This window comes from Prochlorococcus marinus str. SB (genome assembly GCF_000760115.1).
GTDB classification, from domain to species: Bacteria; Cyanobacteriota; Cyanobacteriia; order PCC-6307; family Cyanobiaceae; genus Prochlorococcus_A; species Prochlorococcus_A marinus_D.
In genome coordinates, this window is sequence record NZ_JNAS01000002.1 from 1,081,236 (window position 1) to 1,100,225 (window position 18,990).

Genomic DNA, 18,990 nt, shown 5'->3' on the forward strand with positions numbered 1-18,990 from the left:
ATGAAATTAATTAATTTAACCTAAGTTCATTTGAATCATATTTATCAATAAAATCCTTAATTGTTTGCCTTATCCCCTCATCAAGCTTAATTTTTGGATACCAACCAAGGCTTTTAATTCTATCAATATTAAGTAATTTTCTTGGAGTACCATCGGGTTTAGAGTGATCCCATATAATTCGGCCAGTATAATTCAGCTCATTTTTTATTAAATAAGCTAAATCTTTTATTGATATTTCTTTACCAGTTCCAATATTTAGGAAAAATAGTTTCTCACCATTTTTATCTCTTGGACTATTAAGGGAATCTGGATCCCAATTATTTAAAGCGAAAACAACAGCTTCTCCCAAGTCATCTACATGAAGAAATTCTCTTAGAGGTGAGCCAGTTCCCCAACATATGACTTCTTTTTTTTTATTAATTCTTGCCTCATAAAACCTTCTTATAAATGCTGCTAAAACATGACTATTGGAATTATGATAATTGTCTCCTGGGCCATAAAGATTTGTAGGCATCAAGGAAATAGCATCAATATTATGTTCTAATCTTAGGGCTTCGCAAGATTTTATGCCTGCAATTTTTGCTAGCGCGTACCATTGATTTGATGGCTCGAGGAATCCACTTAATAAATATTCTTCCTTAATAGGTTGTTGAGCAAATTTGGGATATATGCAGCTACTACCTAAAAATAAAACTTTTTTAATTTTAAATTCTCTGCATGCCTCGAATAAATTTAATTGGATTTTTAAATTTTCTAGTAAGAAAGTAGCTGGAAAATTTGAATTCGCAATTATTCCTCCTACTTTTGCTGCCGCTATTATTAAAACAGTAGGTTTATGTAGTTTGAACCAAGCTTTAATAGCATTTAAATCGAATAGATCAAGTTCTTCTCTTGTAGGTGAAAGAATTTTACCTTTATTAGTTTTGCCATAATTATATTTATATAAAGCTCTACAAATGGCACTCCCCGCCATACCTCCGCTCCCAGCAACAAATATTCTTTCATTTATGTTTAATTCTTTTGTCATATTATTTACTTCAAGAAAGGGGGAAATTTAAAAAAACATCAAATAATAAAATAAATCTGAATTTATTTGATAATAAATCATATATTCAAATTATTAAAAGTATTTAAACAAAGTTTAAGAACACTCTAAATTCTTTTAAGATGGATTTTCTAAATTGCAAGAATATTGGTAAGTAGACTAAATTTGTCTCTGTTATTAATTTTATAGTATTAAACTTTGTTATCTATAAATAAATAATTCGCACTTTCAAACATTCTTTTGGAATTAATAAAAACCGAAAAAAAACTTACCAAAGTAGAGTTTTTCAAGTAGAACTTTGTTGACTTTTAAATTTTAATAATTTAAAATTTTGAAAAATTTCGCAACCAAATCCTGTATACATAAAAGTTAATTGATAAAAAATGAGTACGATAATTGTGACTGGTGGGGCTGGTTTTATAGGATCACATACATGCCTTTTACTTTTAGAAAGAGGATATGAAATTTTTGTAATAGATTCATTTTGTAATTCTTCTGCAAAATCATTAGAGAAAGTTTTAATGATTTTATTGAGATTTAATAATGATTTAAAAGATAAACTACACTTGATAAAGGGGGACTTAAAAAATATAAGTGACATTGAAAAAATTTTTAAAAATTGCCTTAAACAATTTAAAAAAGTTGAAGGTGTTATTCATTTTGCAGGTTTGAAATCAGTTTTTGATTCAGTTATGGACCCTCTTAGTTATTGGGAAAATAATGTTATTGGAACAATAAATCTTTTAAAAGTAATGGAGAAATATGATTGCAGAACTATTGTTTTTAGTAGTAGTGCGACTGTTTATAAGGCGAAATCAGATAAATTACTTACGGAGGGTGATTTTTGCGAACCAGTTAATCCATATGGATTTACAAAATTAACTATTGAAAGGATTTTAAGTGATCTAAATAAAAATAATGATCAATGGAGGATTGCTTCTTTAAGGTACTTTAATCCTGTTGGAGCGCATGAATCTGGACTAATAGGGGAAGACCCCACGGGCAAACCAAATAATATATATCCTCAAATAACGCGAGTAGCTATAGGTAAATTACCTGAAATTAAAATCTTTGGCTCAGACTGGCCGACTCATGATGGAACAGGCATAAGAGATTATATACATGTTATTGATCTTGCAGAGGGTCACCTTTGTGCACTGGAATATCTTTCTAATCAAAAACCTCAAATGTTGACTATTAATCTTGGAACTGGCAAAGGGACGAGTGTTTTAGAATTTATAAAGATTTTTGAGAATACTAATAAAGTGAAAGTCCCCTTTAGTTTTCATGAAAGGAGACAAGGGGATAATGCATTTGTTGTGGCAGATAATTCTTTAGCTAAATCAATTTTAGATTGGAAGCCAAAAAGAAATATTGAGGATATTTGTAGAGATGGATGGAAATGGCAATTGCAAAATCCTAATGGTTATTCTGAATAAAAAAAATTATGCATTTTCTTGAAGAAATATTTAATTAAATACAGCAATTTATTTAACTAATTATTAGTAAGATTAAAAAGTTAAGTTTTTTCAATATGAAAAAAATTATTATTACGGGCGCAGCTGGCTTTATTGGATTTCATGCTTGCCAAAATTTATTAAAAAAAGGCTATAGAGTTATAGGAATCGATAATATAAATGATTATTATGATGTTAATTTGAAATATAAAAGGTTAGAGATATTAAAAGAATTAATTCCAAATTCAAGTAATTGGGAATTTATTAAAGCTGATTTAATTAATAAGACTAATCTGACGTCTATATTTAATCAACATAAACCAGAAATTGTAATTAATCTTGCTGCACAAGCAGGGGTCCGTTATTCACTTATAAACCCCTGCGAATATATAAATTCGAATATTGTTGGTTTTACTAATCTTATGGAGTGTTGTAAGGAATTGGAAGTGAAAAATTTTTTATATGGAAGTAGTAGCTCTGTTTATGGAGGAAATACTAAAATCCCTTTTTCCGAAGAAGATAGAGTAGATCATCCAGTAAGTATTTACGGAGCTACAAAAAAAACAAATGAACTTATTGCTCATACTTATAGCCATCTTTACAATATTCCAACTACGGGGTTGCGATTTTTTACAGTATATGGCCCATGGGGCAGACCAGATATGGCTCCGATGATATTTGCTGATGCGATTATTAATGAAAAACCAATAAAAATATTCAATTTTGGTGAGATGTCTAGAAGCTTTACTTATATTGATGATGTAATTAAAGCATTAGAAAAATTAATTGAGAAACCTGCCTCAATTAATAAAGATTTTAAAAAGGACGATCCAAAACCTTCTACAAGTTGGAGTCCTTATAGAGTTTTTAACATAGGTAATCAAAAATCTATTAATCTAATGGACTTTATTTTATCTCTCGAAAAAGAGTTAAATAAAAAGGCAATTAAAGAGTTTGCAGAAATGCAGCAAGGGGATGTAAAGGATACTTCAGCGGATAATTCTAAAATAATTAATTGGTTGGGAGATATCCAAGAAACACCATTAGATATTGGGGTAAAGAAATTTGTTAAGTGGTATAAAAGTTTTTATAAGTAATTTTAAAATTGATAATAACCAGTTTTAATATAAAATTTAAGGATGATAACAGAATAAATGACTATAAATGAAAAAGTAGCCCTTATAACAGGCATTACAGGACAAGATGGAAGTTATTTAGCTGAAATGCTATTAGATAAAGGTTATATTGTGCATGGTCTAAAAAGACGCTCAAGTTCTTTTAATACTTCTAGGATTGACTATTTATACCAAGACCCTCATGAAAAAGATGCAAGGTTTTTTCTACATTATGGGGATTTGATTGATAGTTCAAATATAATCAAATTAATACAAAAAATTCAGCCCGATGAAATTTATAACTTGGGAGCTCAAAGTCACGTTGCAGTGAGTTTTGAGACTCCAGAATACACAGCAAATTGTGATGCATTAGGAATTCTTAGGATCCTTGAGGCTGTAAAAAATCTAAATTTAACAAAAAAAACAAAAATATACCAAGCTAGTACAAGTGAATTGTATGGGCTCGTACAAGAAGTCCCACAAAAAGAAACAACTCCTTTCTATCCTAGAAGTCCATATGCGGTAGCAAAATTATATGCATATTGGATAATAGTTAACTACAGAGAAGCATATGATATTTTTGCATGTAATGGAATCCTTTTTAACCACGAAAGTCCTAGAAGAGGAGAAACTTTCGTAACAAGAAAAATTACGAGAGGACTATCGAGAGTAAACTATGGATTAGAAAAATGTATTTATATGGGTAATCTTGATGCAAAAAGGGATTGGGGACATGCAAAAGATTATGTATATATTCAATGGCTTATGCTTCAGCAAGAAAAACCAGAAGATTTTGTCATAGCGTCTGGGCAAATGAAAAGTGTTCGTGAATTTATAGAGATGTGTGCGTTGGAGCTAGGTTGGAATAAAGAAAACGGAGAAAAAGGGATCATTTGGAAAAATAGTGGTTTAGATGAAGTAGGAATAAGAGCAGACACTGATGATGTAGTTGTCAGAATTGATCCCAGATATTTTAGACCAACCGAAGTTGAGCAGTTATTAGGAGATGCATCAAAAGCTAGAAAAAAATTAGGTTGGGAACCTAAGACTTCTTTAAATGAATTAATCTCTGAAATGATTAAAGAAGATTCTAAAGAAGCAAAAAAAGAATATTTGCTAAAAAGTAAAGGTTTTTCAATACATTCTGCTAAAGAATGATGAGCAAAAAAAGTACCAATATTATCGTTCCAATTATTCTTGCAGGTGGATCTGGTACAAGACTTTGGCCTTTATCTAGAAGAAGTTTCCCTAAACAATTTTTAAATTTATTAAATGATGAAGAATATACGATGTTGCAAAAAACTTATAAAAGAATTGAGAATCTTGATGGTATGAGTAAGCCAATCATCATATGTAATGAAGAGCATAGATTTATAGTTGGGGAACAAATGAAAAAAATAAGTGTTGTTCCATCTGAGATTATCTTGGAACCTGAGGGTAGAAATACTGCCCCAGCTATTACAATTGCTGCATTAAAAGCATTAGAAATATTTAGTGACAAAAATATAGATCCTATTCTTTTAATTCTCTCAGCAGATCATCAGATTAAAGAAATTAACAAGTTTCATAATGCTATTAAAAATAGTATTGAGATCGCTATAAATGGTGATCTAGTTATTTTTGGAGTAACCCCAAAATATCCAGCGACTGGTTACGGATACATTAAATCTGCAGAGAATAATAATTCTAATAAAAATCTTACAAGTAGAGTTGATCGTTTTATAGAGAAACCCGATTTTTCAACTGCCTCAAAATTGATTAAAGATAAAAAATACTCCTGGAATAGTGGTATGTTTTTATTCAAAGCATCCTCCATCTTAAATGAAGTAAGTGATTTTCATCCAGATATATTGAAAGATTGTGAAAAATGTCTTAAAAATAGTACTAGAGATTTAGATTTTTTAAGACTAGATAAAAATTCATTTTTTAATTGTGAAAATATCTCAATAGATATCGCAGTATTTGAGAAAACAAAAAAAGCATTTGTAATGCCCCTAGATTGCGGCTGGGAAGATATTGGCACTTGGGAATCTCTCTGGAAAATTTCTAAAAAAGATCAGGATGGAAATTGTAAGAAGGGTAGAGTATTGATTCAAGATACTAAAGATTCTTTAATAAGAAGTGAAGAAAAATTAATTGTAAGCATTGGTTTAGAAAATTTGATTGTTATAGAAACAAAAGATGCTGTTTTAGTAGCTAAGAAGGATTCTTCTGAAGCTCTTAAAAATGCGCTATCAATAATGAAAAAAAACAGACTTAATGAGGCTGAGAATCATAAACTAGTTTATAGACCTTGGGGCTCTTTTTTATCTATAGAACAAGGCAATACTTGGCAAATAAAGAAGATTGAGGTTAATCCAGGAGCATCATTATCTCTTCAAATGCATTTTCATAGATCTGAACATTGGGTCGTTGTAAGTGGTACAGCTAAGACAGAAATAGGGGGTTTTGAAAAAGTTATTGGACCTAATGAAAGTGTATATATACCTTTAGGAGTAAAACATAGATTATCTAATCCAACAAAATTTCCTTTGACATTAATAGAGGTTCAGAGCGGTAATTATCTTGGAGAAGATGATATTAAAAGATTCGAAGACAAATATGGGAGATAATTTTATTAGTAATTTCTCATTTCTTTGTTTTACTACCATCTCCTAATCTCCACAATTTTAAACCTGATTTAATAACCTCTTCTGCATTGACAATTGATCTTGAATCAAAAACCCAAGATGGTTTGACCATTTTTTTTGATGCTTTTTGCCATTCTATATGTTTGTATTCTTCCCATTCTGTTAAAACTAAAATTGCATGAGCATCATCAAAAATGTCGATATTTTTACTAAATTTCCATTGGCCAATTTGACTTTTGAGGAGACTGTCTGGATTAGTATTTGTTTCCGAAATTTGCTTAATTTTTAAGTCTTTTTCAATTTGATCAGGACTTACTTTAGGGTCATGAATTATCAGGTCTGCACCTTCCTCAATTAAATCCTGGCAAATTCTTATAGCTGCAGATTCTCTTGTATCATTTGTATTAGCTTTAAAAGCAAATCCTAGAACTATAATTTTTTTCCCTGTAATTGTTCCAAAAAGTTTTCTTATCACAATTTCTGCAATTCGTCTTTGATGCCAATTATTAATATTTACTACTCCTTCCCAAAATGAAGCGACATCATGGAGATCAAAATATTCAGCTAAATATACAAGATTTAATATGTCTTTTTTAAAGCAGCTCCCGCCAAACCCTGGTCCTGAATCTAAAAATTTCGAACCAATTCTAGTGTCTTTACCAATTGCTCTTGAAACTTCTCTTACATCTGCTCCAGTGACTTCACAAATAGCACTTATGGAATTTATAGAACTAATACGCTGAGCTAAAAAGGCATTCGAAGTTAATTTAGCAAGCTCACTACTCCATATATTGGTGAAAAGAATTTTTTCTTCTGGAACCCATGCTTTATATATGTCACTTAATGCAATCATTGCCTTTTTATTATCCCCCCCTATTAAAACTCTATCAGGACTATCTAGATCTTTTATTGCGGTTCCTTCTGCCAAAAACTCTGGATTAGATAATACGTCAAAACTTATTTCCTCTCTTTTAGAATTTGATTCTGATGAATTCAATATATTTTTTATTACCTCAGCAGTTCTTACAGGTAAGGTACTTTTTTCAACGACTATTGTATATCCTTTAGAGTATCTAGCAACTTCTCTAGCACAGGCCTCAACATACTTTAAATCACTTAACTTACCTGCTCCAAGTCCTTTGTTTTTAGTGGGAGTATTTACAGATATGAAAATAATTTCAGATGATTCAATAGCTTCTTTAATATTTGTTGAAAAAAATAAGTTTTTATTTCTTGTCTTTGCAATTAATTCTTCTAAACCAGGTTCGAAAATTGGTAATTTTGATAGATCTTTATTATTCCAAGATTCTATCCTTTTTTTATTGATATCAACAACATGAAAAATTAAATCGGGACATTTGCTTGCCATCATAGTCATAGTTGGTCCTCCAACGTAACCAGCGCCAATGCAACAAATGTTTTTAATAGGAATATTCATTTATTAATTTTAAACTACAAACTTCATCAACTAAATAAAGTTAAATGTAAATAAATAAAAAAGATTCTTACTCCAGATAAATAACAATTAAGTATTTATAATACTTCTTGAATTTATAATATAAGATTCATATCAAGTTACGTATTTTTGAGTTTATAAAAATAGTAAAATTTATAACTATATTTTTATAAAAAATTACTCTCAGCATTAATTTTTTCTTAAAGAGTTATTTTTTTACTTTGGCTAATACTTTTAATGCTATTCAGCATATTATTTTGAAATATTCTTACTAGAAAGATAAATATTATTGAGATTGATGAATTTGATCTTAGATAAATTAAAGCCATTATTGAGAACATAATTATTGAACTTGCTATCGGCTTTACTAAATTATAATTAATTTTTGTCTTTTTAAAATTTGAATTTGCTGATTGATTCTTAAGAATTGAATGCTCCGATAGATTATTTTTTTTGTTAATTTTTTCTCCATATACAATCTTGGAATTTAAAGTGTTTATGAATTTTATATAAAGTAAACACCCGAAAAGGATTATTAGAGCTATTTGAAAATCATATATAAATATAAATATGCTAAGTATTAAACAAAAAAATATATTTTCAGAGTTTTTTATAAAATTATCAATTTTTTTATTTGCATTTAATTTATTAGAAAATTCTTTATTATTTAACAGGTTTTTATCAGATTCTTTTTGGGGAAAATGAATTGATTTAATTTTTATTGTGTATTTGATTTTGAGTTTATCTAATATGAGAAGCGAAATTACAGATAATAAAATTATTAAAGAAAATGCAAAAAATACACCATCCCCATTTACAACTGGCAAATGAAAAGTTTTAAATACTTCTTGCATTTGTTTTGATAACCTACCCTTTGATACAGACTGAATTGCCTGAATAGGGACGATAAAAAGGATAATTGTATTAAGCTTGTAAAGTACTCCTATTAGTACTGGTATAAAGAAAGGTAATGATTCCTTTTTGCAGTAAAAATTTATTAATGCATTTATATTCTTAATAAAATTGTTCACTATAATAAACCTTATTTAAATTGATTTAGTTTTAAAAATAAATATTTCGTGATTGTATAGCTTTTTGAAAAATCTTATTTCCACTATATCAAATCATGAATTCAAAAAATATATACATCTAGGATAGTTTTTACTAGAAAACAAGTTTGGTAATATATATTAATGAAAGTACTTTTAAGGAAATGGGAATTAGAAATATTAAAAATTTTTCTCAATTTAAATCTTTAGTTTTCCCTCCAGAAAAATTATTAATTGATCCATATTTAAGTAGGTTCTATAGACCTTTTTCACTTAGATTAAGTTGGTTTCTTTATAGAACAAAAATAACTCCTAATTTCGTAACCATATTGCAAATAATCATAGGGTTATTAAGTTGTCTATTTATCTCAGTAAATTTATCTAAAGAAGCTATGCTGATTGGCGTTTTAGTTTTACATTTTGCTTATTTACTTGATTGCGTAGATGGCGAGATTGCAAGAGCAAAGCAGATGGATAGTTTAGAAGGTCTATTTCTTGATAAGTTTGCTCATGCAATAACCATGCCTTCTATTTTTATGGCGGTAACTTTGCACTATTCTGAATTTGCAATGAATTTAAGTTTCCCACTTTTAGTTGTTTCATTTTTTTCCAGTCTCTGTACTTTTAATCCTGTTAATAGACTCATAACAACTATTGTTCAGCAATTAATGACAAAGAAAGAATTTAAACAATATGATCTTGAAAAATATCAAAAAAATAAGAGTTCTCAAAATGAAATTGATGAAATTGAATTTGTTGAAGATGAGTTTTTCATCCCTAACAAAAAGAAAAAAATAAAGAAAATTATCAAATCAAGTTTATTTAAATTTGGCAAACAATTTTTTCGACATGTCACCTACCTTTTTTATATTACTATTCTTGTATTTCTGGAATTCATTAATATACCTCCAATTATTTTGATATTTTTATGGTTAATTTTGGTTTTATTAGTTATTTCTAAAGAGATCTTAGGCCTTTATCTTGTTCTGTTTAGAAATATTATATTGAAGAGATATTTAAAGACCATTTCTAAAACTCAATTTATTTATGACAGTAATTAATAAAATAAATTCCCGAATTTAGAATATATAAATGAAAAATTATTTTAAAAAATTAGGTTTATTCCATTGGTTACTCAATAGGCCCTACAGCAAATTTAGTCGATTTTTCATAGGTTTATTATTTTTTATTATTTGTATAATTATATTTTTTGATTTTAGATTAGGGAATCTTTTTTTTATAAGAGTTTTAATCAATAATGATCTGAAAAGTGAATCAAGAAGACTAATTTGGTGCTTAAAGAAGAGTTATTTACCGATCTCACTAAAAACAGATATTATGTTTGATTTTTGTAGCGGGCTAAATTTAAATGAATTAAACAAGATAAAGAATGTTTTAAAAAGACTTAAAAATTCTAAAAAAGATATTTTTTATGAAATTGATTTATTAAAAATATTAGCTTATGAATGCGATTTTTTAATAGAAAATAAAGATAATATATCCATATCAAAGCTCTCTAAAAAATTTACTTCACAATATTTAAAAGTAAAAAATTACTTAGAAAAAATGCCAGCTAAAAAAATATTAAAGCCCCACAATAAATTATCTAAGAAAAACATTGGCATTGATTCATTGAAGGCAAAAAAAGTGCTTTTAGATCTGGCATGTTTGTTTGAATTAAATAAGATTAAGTGGTTTGTATTGGCAGGCACTTTTTTAGGTTTTATTAGAGAAAAGTCTTTTCTAAGGCATGATCTAGATATAGATATTGGCTTAATGAGTGAGGATGTATCTCTTGCACAAATTAAAGAAGTTTTGAGAAAAAGCCCCCTTTTTGAAATCTCTAAGATTGAATATCAAAAATACTTTTTAAGTGCTAACAACTTTTTAAATAAACCAACATTTGCCAGAATTATTCATAAAAATGGTATTACTCTAGATATTTTTTGGCACTTTTTAGAGGGAAATAAAATTTATCATGGAACATCTAGTATTTTGTGGAAAAATACTCCTTTTGAATTAAACGAATATGAGGTTTATGGATTAAAAGTGAAAGGACCTAAAAATGCAAATCTTTATTTAAAAGAAACTTATGGTAATTGGCGTAAAGAAAAATTAAATTATAACTTTCATCGAGATATGATTTCTTTAACCGGGACAAATAACTTTTTAGGGCTTGAATATTTGTTAAGAAGAAAACTATATTGTGGCAAATATAATCAAGAAGAATTAACAAAAATAGAAAAATTATTGATTTAGTTTAAGTTGTTTACTTTAGGATTAAATTAAATCAATTTGATTACTGTACTAAACAATTTCATTTAAAGCTAAATATGTAATATATTCTTTAATTAATTGGGTACTGATCAAATTTATGTCTGAAAAAATAGTATATGTTGGTATAAGTGCCGATATTATGCATCCGGGTCATATCAATATATTAAAGCAAGCTTCTAAACATGGGAGAGTAATAGTAGGTTTACTAACTGATAAGGCTATTGCCTCCTACAAAAGGCTTCCTTTCCTTACATATGAACAAAGAAAAGATGTAATAGAAAATATGAAGCAGGTTTATAAGGTTGTGCCACAAGAAACACTCGATTATAGACCAAATTTAGAAAAAATTAGACCTGACATAGTTGTACATGGAGATGATTGGAAAGAAGGTGTTCAAAAAAAAGTAAGGCAACAAGTTCTTGAAACATTGTCAAATTGGGATGGTGAACTTATAGAGGTAGCTTATACCCCTGGCATTTCTTCTACTCAACTAATTAATGCTCATAAAGATCTTGGAACGACTCCAGATAGAAGAAGGTCTCAACTTCGTAGATTATTAAACGCTAAACCATTAATTCGGATAATCGAAACTCATAATGGACTTTCCAGTTTAATAGCAGAGGATATTGAAATAGAAGATGAAAAAGGAAAACATAGTTTTGATGGAGTATGGTCTAGTAGTCTTACAGACTCTACAGCTAAGGGGATGCCAGATATTGAAGCTGTTGACCCAAGTAGTAGAGCCAATTCAGTAGATCAGATATTTAACGTCACAACTAAACCTATGATCTACGATAGCGATACTGGAGGTAAACCAGAACACTTTTCTTATACAGTTAAAAACTTGGAGAGATTAGGAGTTTCCGCTGTAGTTATTGAAGATAAAATTGGATTAAAAAAGAATTCATTATTTGGTACAGATGTAGCACAACAACAAGATTCTATAGAAGATTTCTGCAATAAAATAAGAGTTGGTAAGAATGCACAAGTGAGTGATGATTTTATGATAATTTCACGTTGTGAAAGTTTGATTTTGGAACAAGGTATGAATGATGCCTTAACAAGATGTAGAGCATATTTAGAGGCTGGCTCTGATGGAATAATGATTCACTCAAGAAAATCAGATGGCAAAGAAATTCTTGAATTTTGCAGTCACTATAGAGAATTTGGAGCTGGTAGACCTCTTATAGTAGTTCCTTCATCATTTGATAAAATAACTGAAAAAGAATTTGAAGATGCTGGGGTTAATATAGTAATTTATGCAAATCATATGCTGAGGGCAGCATATCCTGCAATGTATAAAACCGCAAAATCAATTTTAGAAAATAAAAGGGCTTTTGAAGCAAGAGAATTTTGTATGTCTATTAAAGATATTCTAGAAATTATTCCAGGTACAAAAAATGCTTAGCCCAAAGGTCCTAGTAGATTTTCTTTTACAAAATAATATTAGTTTTTTTTCTGGAGTACCTGATTCCTTATTAAAGGATTTTTGTGCTTATGTGGATGACGAATTCCCAGAATCGCGTCATATAATCGCAGCAAACGAAGGAGCAGCAGTTGGACTTGGGATAGGACATCATTTATCTACCGGCGAAATACCTTTAATTTATTTGCAAAATTCTGGTCTTGGTAATACTGTTAATCCCTTATTATCTTTAGCAAGTGAAGAGGTATACTCAATTCCTATGCTCTTAGTAATTGGGTGGAGAGGCGAACCAGGTGTTAAAGATGAGCCTCAGCATATACATCAAGGAAGGATTACTCCTGATTTGTTGGATGTGATGGGTATTCCATATTCAATTATTGACAAAAATTTAAGTCAAAATCAAATTTTAGAATTGATAAAAAATCAAATTGAAGATTCTTTTGATAATAAAAAACCCGTATGTATTTTAGTTAGAAAAGGCACTTTCGAGACTTATAAAAAGAAGAATAATGAATCTATTAACTCTAATTATGAATTAGAGAGAGAAGAAGCAGTAGAAATTGCTACTAAAGAGTGCGAAACAAATTCAGTTATTGTATGTACAACTGGAATGCTTTCAAGAGAGCTTTTTGAATTTAGGGCTAATAATCAATTAGGCCATGGCAAGGATTTCTTATGTGTAGGTGGAATGGGTCATGCTTCTCAAATTGCTACTGGGATCGCAATTAATCAACCCCATAGACCTGTTTATTGTTTTGATGGAGATGGGGCATCATTAATGCATATGGGATCAATGGCTATTACTGGAACTAAAAATTTATCTAATCTGATACATCTTGTTTTTAATAATGGTTGTCATGAATCGGTTGGAGGGCAGCCAACAGTTGCTAGCAAATTTAGATTAAGTAATATTGCTAAATCTATTGGATATAAGTTTTCAGAAACTGTATCTGATAAGAAGAATCTTAAGAAAATTATTAGAGAAGCCCAATCAAGAAAGACTTCTTCTTTTATCGAAATTTTAGTTCGTCCCGGTCATAGATCTAATATTGGCAGGCCAACTACAACCCCAAATCAAAATAAAATTTCTTTAATGAAAACACTAAAACAAGATCTATAAATGTCTCAGCATGTAATTTCAGGTTTAGGCTCGATTTCCAAATTGATGAAAATCTTAGAAGATGAGCATGCTAAAAATATTTTAGTAGTAACTGGAAAAAAATCTTATTTTAAATCAGGTTCTGCAGAAGCTCTAAAACCCATATTTGATAAGTTTAATGTTTTTAAATTCAATGATTTTGAAATAAATCCAAAAATTGAGGATGCTATCAAAGGAACTAAAATAGCTAGGACTAACAATATAGACACCATTATTTCTATTGGTGGTGGAAGTGTGATTGATATTGCAAAGTTAATTTTGGCATTTTTTGCTTATGATCAGGATTTTAAAAAAATTATTAATGGGATTGAAAAACCAAAATTTTCACAGATAAACCATATATCTATACCAACAACTGCAGGGACTGGAAGCGAATCAACAAAATTCGCTGTAGTTTATCTTGATAAAATTAAATATTCAGTCGCTGCTGATTTCTTGATTCCAAAAACAGTAATACTAGATGGAACACTTTGTTTAAGTAATTCTCCTAGCCAAAAGGCATTCAATGGGTTAGATGCTTTGGCTCAAGCAATTGAAAGCCATTGGGCTTGCGGTAGTACAAAAGAAAGCAAATTTTTTTCGCGAAAAGCAATACCAATTTTATTTAAAGAATTGCCTAAGATTGTTTCTGGTAAAGCAAAAAACAATGAATTTCAGGATTTTTTCGAAGCATCTAATATGGCAGGTAGAGCTATAAATATTTCTAAAACTACCTCTCCTCATGCATTCTCTTATGCATTTACCAGTAAATACTTTATACCTCATGGTCAAGCTGTATGGTTGACTTTACCTAAAATTTTTGAAATTCACAAAAATGCTTTGTCTCTCGAGAAAGAAAAAATTGTTAATTATGATGATTTACAAACTTCGATAAGTGAAATAATTGATTTGTTAGGCATAAGTCAAAATGATATTGCTAATAATCTAAAAAAGTTTGTTTGTGCACTTGGTCTAGAACCTAGTATGGAAAAACTTGGAATATCTACAAGAGAGAAAAGGCAGGAAATTGCAAAAAATGTAAATCTAGAAAGACTTAAAAATAATCCAGTTTTATTTTCAAAGAAAGATATATGCGATGTTTTTAACCTATAAATTTTTATTCAGTTTTCCCATTCAACATGATTTGTTTTCTTTTTAGTATTTTCATCTAATATTAATTTAAGGCCACATAATAATATCCAAGAGGCGATACTTAATCTCGCATCAAAATATTGAATGTCAAATAATTGTGTAAAACAAAAAGTAAAAAATGATGTCCACCAAGCTTTTTCAAAATTATTAAATTCACTAGATTGGTTTTTTTTATCAAAAACTTTTTTGTATGACATAATCAATAACGCAACGATAGTAGAAATAAATAATAGGGCGACAGGATATCCATAACTTATTGCCAACTCAAGAATTATATTGTGCGGGTGTCCTTTCCATAAGTTTTGTTGTAATTCATAAATAATTGGAAAAGCTCCTGCACCTATACCAAATATTGGATTTATTAGACTTATATCAAAAGCACTTAAAAGGATTTCAAATCTTGTAACTTTAAGATTTCCAATCCCTTGACTTGCAAATTCCAACCAAATTTTAGTTGGAATTATTTCCCTGAGTATATCTTGAACATTACCAGAAAAAGTTTGGTAAACGGTTATTACTAATATTAATCCCACAAATAGAGCTAAAGGTAAAAGCCATGAAAGGCTACTTGTTCCAACAACTAAAGGGATAGAAATCAATATACATGCCCATGCATTCCTTGAGTTGGTTAATAATGTCGCAATCCCAACTGTAATTAAAAAAGATATGGAGAAAAACTTACTCAAAAAGGATTTTGATTTTTCGATAACGATTGCTATGCAAAATGGCCAAATTAAACTTAACCAAGCTCCAGCATAATTCTGGTTATTGAAAAGACCTGTTAATCCATGCTTAGTAATTGGACGCTGATACCACACTATTAAACCATTTAATGTCTCGAATGGTCCTGTCCAGTCAAAAAAATATTGACCAAAACCGCTGAAAATCACAGGAAAAGTAGCTGCAATTAATATAATTGCTGATTTTTTTCTTTTTTGTTCTGAATTTAAGTAAGGCTGCAAACTCCAAAACAACCAAAAAAATGGAAGCCAATTGAAAGTCCCAATAAATGAAAGTTTTGGATCTAATAAATCTTTGAAACTAGGATTTAAGTTTAAGGAATGTGTAAAGCTACTAAAGATAATCAGTAGACCACATATAAAAAATGATTTGTTCCAATTGCATTTAAAATAATTTTTTTCACAAATAAAACAACCTATAAAAGAAGAAATAAGAAGCAAAATTGAGCTAAAAAAAAGTGCACTTGGCAATAAAAATAGACCGGCTGAGAAGCAAAAATTACCAACTTTTTTTAATTGCAATTTATTATTATTCATAAAACTTTCTAAACGCTTCCTGCAGGATTCGAACCTGCGGCCCACTGCTTAGAAGGCAGTTGCTCTATCCAGCTGAGCTAAGGAAGCTAGAATTGTCATTTGGTTTTAGCCCAAAACTAGACTGTAACAATAACTTTTCTATTTTATATCAGTACTGTGCACCTAACCAATAAATTTAAAAACTTTCTCTACAATTTTACCTGATTTATTTATTCATAAAGCTATTTTTTTGTTGTTATTTCTTATCAATATTTTTAAGACTTAATTTTTTAATTGAGATTAACAATTTTTTTTTCTACAATAAAAAATGTACATTAATTAGATTATTGGCAAGACGTCTTTCAGTCCAAATTAAAAAAGAAATCTCAAATTTGTTCATTCATGAAAAATTAAGTGTTGAGCAATTATCTAAGAAATTTGAATGTACAAATGCAACCATCACTAGGAATTTAAAAAAAGAACTAGGTGATGAAAAGTATCAAGAAATTATTGGTTCGAGAATATCTAAAAGGAATTCAATAAACTCCAACAATGATATTAAATTCGACCAAGATAAAACGTTATCTTTAAATTCTGAAAAGCAAGAATTCAATTTTGTTGAATTACCTCCTATAGATTATGAAATAGAGAATTTCTCAAGAAAGGAACTTTCATCTGTCCCAATTCAAGAAATTGAATTCCCTAATGTTGTCTATATGATCGTTAGTAAAAATATTGAATTAGAAATAAAATTATTAAAAGATTATCCTGATTGGGAATTCCTCCCAGAAGAAGACTTAAAAAGAAAAGCAATAGAAATACATTTTGATTCAAAATCAGCTAAACGAGCTTGTAGTAAGGAACAAAAGGTTATTAAAGTGCCTAATACAGATGTATTTAGAATTGTATCTCCTATCCTTATTTCAAGAGGGATATCAAGAATTGTAAGTGCTGAGAAATTAATAGCTCTTTAATTTATAAATTTCTCTTATTTATATTAATTTTAAGAAAAGTACCTATTAAAGATCCGCAAATAAAATTGGTACCAATGATAAAACTTATTGGTAATTTAATTGTCTCATTTTTTAAAAAGTTAATTTTACTTTTATTAGAACTATTTTGTATGCCAATCATCAACAAAAAAAATAAACAGGAATTGAACGTTATTGCAAAAAATATTTTTTTCAATGTAAGGGACATTTATTTTTATAAATAATCATTAATTTAAATTATAAATTATGCTTTTTTTTATGCCATTTTTTTTAGCCAAATACTTTGAAGCAGCTGATAGACTTAACCCCGCCTTCATTAACTCTTTGAGATCTCTTTTTAAATCAGCTTTGTCAAGTTCTTGTTGTTGTTCTTTTTTTCTACCTTTAATAACAAGAGTTATTTCACCTTTTACTTCTTTATCTTGAAAGTACATTATTGCATTATTAATATTGTCCCCAATATGTTCTTCGAATTTTTTAGTTAATTCTCTAGCTACCATGATTTCTCTTTCTCCTTCACAAAACTCTAATAAATCAAGTAATAATTTTTTGAGTCGATGGGGGGATTCGTAAATTATAGTAGTTTTTTCACTTTTACTAATTTCAAAAAGAATTTTCTCTCTATCAATATTTTTCTTTGGAAGAAAACCTTCAAATATAAATTTAGAAGATGGTATGCCACTAGAGACTAGTGCGGTAATTGCAGCGCATGCTCCAGGTATGCAAATAACCCCTATTCCTTCTGATTTGACTTCACTTACTAAATTTTCTCCAGGATCGCAAATTCCTGGCATACCCGCATCACTCACAAGTGCAATTGATTTTCCTGTTTTTAACTCCTCAATTAATTTTGAAATTTTATTTAGAGAATTTTCTTTATTAAAACTTATTAAATTATTAGAAATACTAAATTTATTCATTAATTTTTTTGTTTGTCGTGTATCCTCACAAATAACTAAAGAAACGTTTTTAAGAATATTTAATGCTCTTTGTGATATATCGTTTAAATTACCTATTGGCGTACCTACTATATATAAAGTACCGTTTTCAGGTTCTTCTTTTCTGTGGGATAATGAGGAATTATTTTTCATTTTATGGTTAACTTACCTTCTGGTGTAGATATTAATAATCTTATCGATGATCTGAGGATTTTCAGCTGGGAGGCGGCAGATATTTTGCTTTATTATTCTAAATTGTTAGAAGATTCACAGGCAAAAAGAAATATTCTCCAAAATAATAATGAAAATGATCCTGTTACATTAGCTGATTTGAAAGTCAATGAATTGATTATCAAGAGAATAAATGAAAAATATAAAAATATTAACTGGGATATTTTGAGTGAAGAAAATGTTAAAACTTCAAATAACTTTGTTACCAAAAATGATTGGATATGGGTTTTTGATCCTCTTGATGGAACGAAAGATTTTATCCAGGGAACAGGTAACTATGCAATGCATTTGGCATTGAACTTTAAACAAAAACCATATTTAGGATTTGTTTTGATTCCAGAAAAAAATCAATTATGGATTACAGATGGGGAAAAAACATGGTGCGAAAAAAGAGATGGTTCAAAACATAAACCAAATCTTCTTAATAATAAGAATCTTAAAGACATGACTTTAGTTACAAGTAAAAATCATAGAAATGAAATCCTGAGAAAATTAATTCAAAAAATTAATTTTTGCAAAGTGGAAATAATGGGAAGCATTGGCTGCAAAATAGCATCTATAGTTAATGGAGAAAGTGATATTTATATTTGTCTAAGTTTACTTGGGAAAAGCTCTCCAAAAGATTGGGATTTTGCTGCACCAGAATCTATTCTGAAAGCAGCTGGTGGCGCAATTACAAATTTAAATAATCAAGAACTTACTTATGGGCAAAAAAGTTTCCATCAAGGGGGCGTTATAGTCGCAACAGGTAATAGGAATACCCACGAGAGTATCTGTCTCGAAATAAAGAAAATTATCGACGATAACGGAATTTATCCTCTTTAGTTT

Annotated in this window: 16 protein-coding genes and 1 tRNA gene; 11 read left to right on the plus strand and 6 right to left on the minus strand. The window is 29.1% G+C overall.

What is annotated here, in order from left to right; genetic code table 11:
• Window positions 1–10: 10 nt before the first annotated feature.
• A complete protein-coding gene (locus tag EV02_RS00745) occupies window positions 11–1,027 on the minus strand; it encodes a GDP-L-fucose synthase family protein (protein WP_032520292.1) in 1,017 nt (338 codons plus the stop codon).
• A gap of 401 nt (window positions 1,028–1,428) precedes the next feature.
• Between EV02_RS00745 and galE the strand changes: the two genes are divergently transcribed.
• From galE to EV02_RS00730, 4 genes are all read left to right on the plus strand, one after another.
• Window positions 1,429–2,484 (plus strand): UDP-glucose 4-epimerase GalE, encoded by a 1,056-nt coding sequence (gene galE, locus EV02_RS00740; protein ID WP_032520293.1) that lies wholly within the window; start codon window positions 1,429–1,431, stop codon window positions 2,482–2,484.
• Window positions 2,485–2,579: 95 nt separating this feature from the next.
• Complete coding sequence (locus EV02_RS0108945; RefSeq protein ID WP_032520294.1) at window positions 2,580–3,599, plus strand: NAD-dependent epimerase/dehydratase family protein; 1,020 nt, start codon at window positions 2,580–2,582, stop codon at window positions 3,597–3,599.
• 57 nt (window positions 3,600–3,656) lie between these two features.
• Window positions 3,657–4,775 (plus strand): GDP-mannose 4,6-dehydratase, encoded by a 1,119-nt coding sequence (gmd, locus tag EV02_RS00735; protein ID WP_032520295.1) that lies wholly within the window; start codon window positions 3,657–3,659, stop codon window positions 4,773–4,775.
• On the plus strand, window positions 4,772–6,229 hold the full coding sequence (locus tag EV02_RS00730; protein WP_342665567.1) for a mannose-1-phosphate guanylyltransferase/mannose-6-phosphate isomerase: 1,458 nt from the start codon (window positions 4,772–4,774) through the stop codon (window positions 6,227–6,229). Before gmd ends, EV02_RS00730 begins: the two co-directional genes overlap by 4 nt.
• Before the next feature lie 16 nt (window positions 6,230–6,245).
• Here the strand turns inward: EV02_RS00730 and EV02_RS00725 are convergent, their stop codons facing one another.
• Both EV02_RS00725 and EV02_RS00720 read right to left on the minus strand, forming a co-directional pair.
• A complete protein-coding gene (locus tag EV02_RS00725; protein ID WP_032520297.1) occupies window positions 6,246–7,685 on the minus strand; it encodes a nucleotide sugar dehydrogenase in 1,440 nt (479 codons plus the stop codon).
• Window positions 7,686–7,903: 218 nt separating this feature from the next.
• Entirely contained in the window at window positions 7,904–8,734 is an 831-nt protein-coding gene (locus EV02_RS00720) for a hypothetical protein (RefSeq protein WP_032520299.1), read from the minus strand.
• Between the two features lie 182 nt (window positions 8,735–8,916).
• Here EV02_RS00720 and EV02_RS00715 point away from each other — a divergent pair, with 182 nt between their 5' ends.
• From EV02_RS00715 to EV02_RS00700, 5 genes are all read left to right on the plus strand, one after another.
• Window positions 8,917–9,813 carry a CDP-alcohol phosphatidyltransferase family protein gene (locus EV02_RS00715; protein ID WP_152556890.1) on the plus strand — a complete coding sequence of 299 codons (897 nt, stop codon included), beginning with the start codon at window positions 8,917–8,919 and terminating at the stop codon, window positions 9,811–9,813.
• Between the two features lie 277 nt (window positions 9,814–10,090).
• A complete protein-coding gene (locus EV02_RS0108950) occupies window positions 10,091–11,011 on the plus strand; it encodes a LicD family protein (protein WP_193742650.1) in 921 nt (306 codons plus the stop codon).
• A 115-nt stretch (window positions 11,012–11,126) separates the two neighbouring features.
• On the plus strand, window positions 11,127–12,437 hold the full coding sequence (gene aepX, locus EV02_RS00710; protein ID WP_032520302.1) for a phosphoenolpyruvate mutase: 1,311 nt from the start codon (window positions 11,127–11,129) through the stop codon (window positions 12,435–12,437).
• Window positions 12,430–13,575: a phosphonopyruvate decarboxylase gene (gene aepY, locus EV02_RS00705; RefSeq protein ID WP_032520303.1), complete on the plus strand. Its 1,146-nt coding sequence runs from the start codon at window positions 12,430–12,432 to the stop codon at window positions 13,573–13,575. Before aepX ends, aepY begins: the two co-directional genes overlap by 8 nt.
• The gene (locus EV02_RS00700; protein ID WP_032520304.1) at window positions 13,576–14,706 is read left to right on the plus strand and encodes a phosphonoacetaldehyde reductase; all 1,131 of its coding nucleotides are present in this window, start codon (window positions 13,576–13,578) and stop codon (window positions 14,704–14,706) included.
• Window positions 14,707–14,714: 8 nt separating this feature from the next.
• Here EV02_RS00700 and EV02_RS09255 read toward each other — a convergent pair whose 3' ends face one another.
• Window positions 14,715–16,022, minus strand: coding sequence for an O-antigen ligase family protein (locus EV02_RS09255; protein WP_080724867.1), 1,308 nt, complete (start codon window positions 16,020–16,022; stop codon window positions 14,715–14,717).
• A gap of 13 nt (window positions 16,023–16,035) precedes the next feature.
• Window positions 16,036–16,109 (minus strand) — tRNA-Arg (locus EV02_RS00690).
• Between the two features lie 239 nt (window positions 16,110–16,348).
• Between EV02_RS00690 and EV02_RS00685 the strand changes: the two genes are divergently transcribed.
• Entirely contained in the window at window positions 16,349–16,975 is a 627-nt protein-coding gene (locus EV02_RS00685) for a hypothetical protein (RefSeq protein ID WP_032520305.1), read from the plus strand.
• A gap of 245 nt (window positions 16,976–17,220) precedes the next feature.
• Here the strand turns inward: EV02_RS00685 and rsmI are convergent, their stop codons facing one another.
• Window positions 17,221–18,084, minus strand: coding sequence for a 16S rRNA (cytidine(1402)-2'-O)-methyltransferase (gene rsmI / locus EV02_RS00680; RefSeq protein WP_032520307.1), 864 nt, complete (start codon window positions 18,082–18,084; stop codon window positions 17,221–17,223).
• 3 nt (window positions 18,085–18,087) lie between these two features.
• Here rsmI and EV02_RS00675 point away from each other — a divergent pair, with 3 nt between their 5' ends.
• Entirely contained in the window at window positions 18,088–18,987 is a 900-nt protein-coding gene (locus EV02_RS00675; RefSeq protein ID WP_032520308.1) for a 3'(2'),5'-bisphosphate nucleotidase CysQ, read from the plus strand.
• Window positions 18,988–18,990: the final 3 nt, after the last annotated feature.

Coding starts and splice junctions, on each gene's coding strand:
- EV02_RS00700 (WP_032520304.1), top strand. CDS start 13,576: ATGTCTCAGCATGTAATTTCAGGTTTAGGCTCGATTTCCAAATTGATG.
- EV02_RS00675 (WP_032520308.1), top strand. CDS start 18,088: ATGGTTAACTTACCTTCTGGTGTAGATATTAATAATCTTATCGATGAT.
- galE (WP_032520293.1), top strand. CDS start 1,429: ATGAGTACGATAATTGTGACTGGTGGGGCTGGTTTTATAGGATCACAT.
- EV02_RS0108950 (WP_193742650.1), top strand. CDS start 10,091: ATGTTTGATTTTTGTAGCGGGCTAAATTTAAATGAATTAAACAAGATA.
- EV02_RS00730 (WP_342665567.1), top strand. CDS start 4,772: ATGATGAGCAAAAAAAGTACCAATATTATCGTTCCAATTATTCTTGCA.
- rsmI (WP_032520307.1), bottom strand. CDS start 18,084: ATGAAAAATAATTCCTCATTATCCCACAGAAAAGAAGAACCTGAAAAC.
- EV02_RS00725 (WP_032520297.1), bottom strand. CDS start 7,685: ATGAATATTCCTATTAAAAACATTTGTTGCATTGGCGCTGGTTACGTT.
- EV02_RS00715 (WP_152556890.1), top strand. CDS start 8,917: ATGGGAATTAGAAATATTAAAAATTTTTCTCAATTTAAATCTTTAGTT.
- aepX (WP_032520302.1), top strand. CDS start 11,127: ATGTCTGAAAAAATAGTATATGTTGGTATAAGTGCCGATATTATGCAT.
- gmd (WP_032520295.1), top strand. CDS start 3,657: ATGACTATAAATGAAAAAGTAGCCCTTATAACAGGCATTACAGGACAA.
- EV02_RS00745 (WP_032520292.1), bottom strand. CDS start 1,027: ATGACAAAAGAATTAAACATAAATGAAAGAATATTTGTTGCTGGGAGC.
- EV02_RS0108945 (WP_032520294.1), top strand. CDS start 2,580: ATGAAAAAAATTATTATTACGGGCGCAGCTGGCTTTATTGGATTTCAT.
- aepY (WP_032520303.1), top strand. CDS start 12,430: ATGCTTAGCCCAAAGGTCCTAGTAGATTTTCTTTTACAAAATAATATT.
- EV02_RS09255 (WP_080724867.1), bottom strand. CDS start 16,022: ATGAATAATAATAAATTGCAATTAAAAAAAGTTGGTAATTTTTGCTTC.